The organism is Agarivorans sp. (assembly GCF_050295395.1).
GTDB lineage: Bacteria > Pseudomonadota > Gammaproteobacteria > Enterobacterales > Celerinatantimonadaceae > Agarivorans.
Map to the genome: position 1 here is coordinate 1 of NZ_JBNKPP010000006.1, position 1,785 is coordinate 1,785.

Here is a 1,785-nt window from a genome sequence, read left to right on the forward strand (position 1 = left end):
GCCGTACCAATGCTGTTATTGTTCGAAGGCGGATTATTTGCGGCTCGTTTTTACAGTAAAGCTGATGACGAGTCCGACGAAGAAGAATCAACGAACGACTAATGCCTTAATCGGCATTAGAGGAAAATAATAATAAGGAAAGGACAAGTTTATGCGTTTAAGTTTTCTAGCTATAGCTCTGATACTGGTATCGGCACAAACATATGCAAGTACTGAACAACAATTAACAAAGTGTTCAGTGATACCAGATAAATTAGACCGCTTGATCTGTTACGATAATTTAGCCGCCAGCATTCAAGGAACCAGCGCACAGACCTCTGTTAAAGCAATAGCACCAGTGGCTGTCGCAGTGCCAACTACTGCAGTATCCACCACAGCAGCCTCAACGGCTAAAGTCGAAAATGAATTTGGAATTGCACCAAAACCTGTGCAAGAAGATATTGTTGACAAAATTTATCTCGATGTGGAGTCAATAGCGGAAGATGCCTACGGCGCCTTAAAGATTACCTTTACCAATGGCCAAGTTTGGAAACAAACCGAAAACCGTAAATTCAATCTAAAAGTCGGTGAAAAGGTATTTATCGAAAAAGCCGCGCTTGGCTCTTTCTTAATGGGCACTGAAAGTCGTAATGCTAAGGTGAGGGTAAAACGCCTAAAATAATGTCATCTTATATAGATATCGCTGTCAACTTGCTTGGCAGCGCACTCGAACCAGACATAGCGCAAATCGTACAAGCAGCGGCGGACCAAGGGGTTTCGCCGTTAATTGTTATTGGCAGCGATTTAACTGAAAGCGCCGCCGCCATTCAATTATGCCAACAGTATCCCAAACAGCTTTACTGCACCGCAGGCGTACACCCCCACCACGCTAGCGAATGGCGAGCAGACTCCAAACAGTTACAAACCACACTCTGCCAAGCGCCACAAGTCGTTGCTGTCGGTGAATGTGGACTCGACTACAACCGAGACTTCTCCCCTCGTCCAGCCCAGCGCCAAGCGTTTATCGACCAACTCGAACTCGCTGTTGAACTCAAAAAACCGGTACTCATGCATGAACGAGATGCCCACGCTGATTTTTTGAGTATTGTTAAAGAATACCGCCCCCATCTCAGCGGAGCATTACTGCACTGTTTCACTGGCACACATGCCCAGATGGAAGCCTATATTGAGCTCGATCTACATCTAGGCATTACAGGATGGGTATGTGATGAAAGACGCGGCCAGGAACTTGCCGAGCTCGTCCCGTTTATTCCGAAAGAGCGTTTATTGATTGAAACGGACAGCCCTTACCTGCTGCCACGCAGTATGCGGCCCAAGCCTAAGTCCAGTAAAAATAAACCCGAGTACTTGCCCTATATTGCGCAATATATTGCCAATCTGCGGGGTGAAAATGCGGCTGAATTTGCCAAACAGTGCTATCAAAATAGCCTAGCCTTTTTTAATTTGAGTCAAGCGAATGGCTAAGTTCGGCAGCCTATTGGTTTTGTTACTCAGTATGCTCATATCATTTGGCAGCTTTGCCAATACGATGAGCATAGATGAGCACACGCCTACACCACTAAACCTAACCCCGTGGTTGATGGTGACGCACTCCAATGCTAACCCTCAGCTAGACGATATTCAGGCGTTACCCAAGTCGCAATGGCACAAGTTTACCAGCGATGATATTCAACGCCTTAGCCAACATGATTTTTGGCTTCGCGTAAACCTGACGAGTGGTGATGAGAGCCTTGCACGCATTCTCGCCCTCGATAATCCGTTATTGGATAGAGTGACCATCTTCCA

General features: G+C 46.3%; 3 protein-coding genes and 1 pseudogene. All 4 read left to right on the top strand.

All coding sequences use genetic code 11. From position 1 onward, the window contains the following. A pseudogene (locus ACQY6Q_RS00270) lies at positions 1 to 102 on the top strand (Sec-independent protein translocase subunit TatC); the annotation flags it as partial. Positions 103 to 151: 49 nt separating this feature from the next. Then, positions 152 to 661 carry a hypothetical protein gene (locus ACQY6Q_RS00275; protein ID WP_427976494.1) on the top strand — a complete coding sequence of 170 codons (510 nt, stop codon included), beginning with the start codon at positions 152 to 154 and terminating at the stop codon, positions 659 to 661. After that, the gene (locus tag ACQY6Q_RS00280) at positions 661 to 1,464 is read left to right on the top strand and encodes a TatD family hydrolase (RefSeq protein ID WP_427976496.1); all 804 of its coding nucleotides are present in this window, start codon (positions 661 to 663) and stop codon (positions 1,462 to 1,464) included. Before ACQY6Q_RS00275 ends, ACQY6Q_RS00280 begins: the two co-directional genes overlap by 1 nt. After that, a partial coding sequence (locus tag ACQY6Q_RS00285; RefSeq protein ID WP_427976498.1) for a 7TM-DISM domain-containing protein occupies positions 1,457 to 1,785 on the top strand: 329 nt, incomplete at its 3' end. The genes ACQY6Q_RS00280 and ACQY6Q_RS00285, both read left to right, overlap by 8 nt.

Coding starts and splice junctions, on each gene's coding strand:
- ACQY6Q_RS00275 (WP_427976494.1), top strand. CDS start 152: ATGCGTTTAAGTTTTCTAGCTATAGCTCTGATACTGGTATCGGCACAA.
- ACQY6Q_RS00280 (WP_427976496.1), top strand. CDS start 661: ATGTCATCTTATATAGATATCGCTGTCAACTTGCTTGGCAGCGCACTC.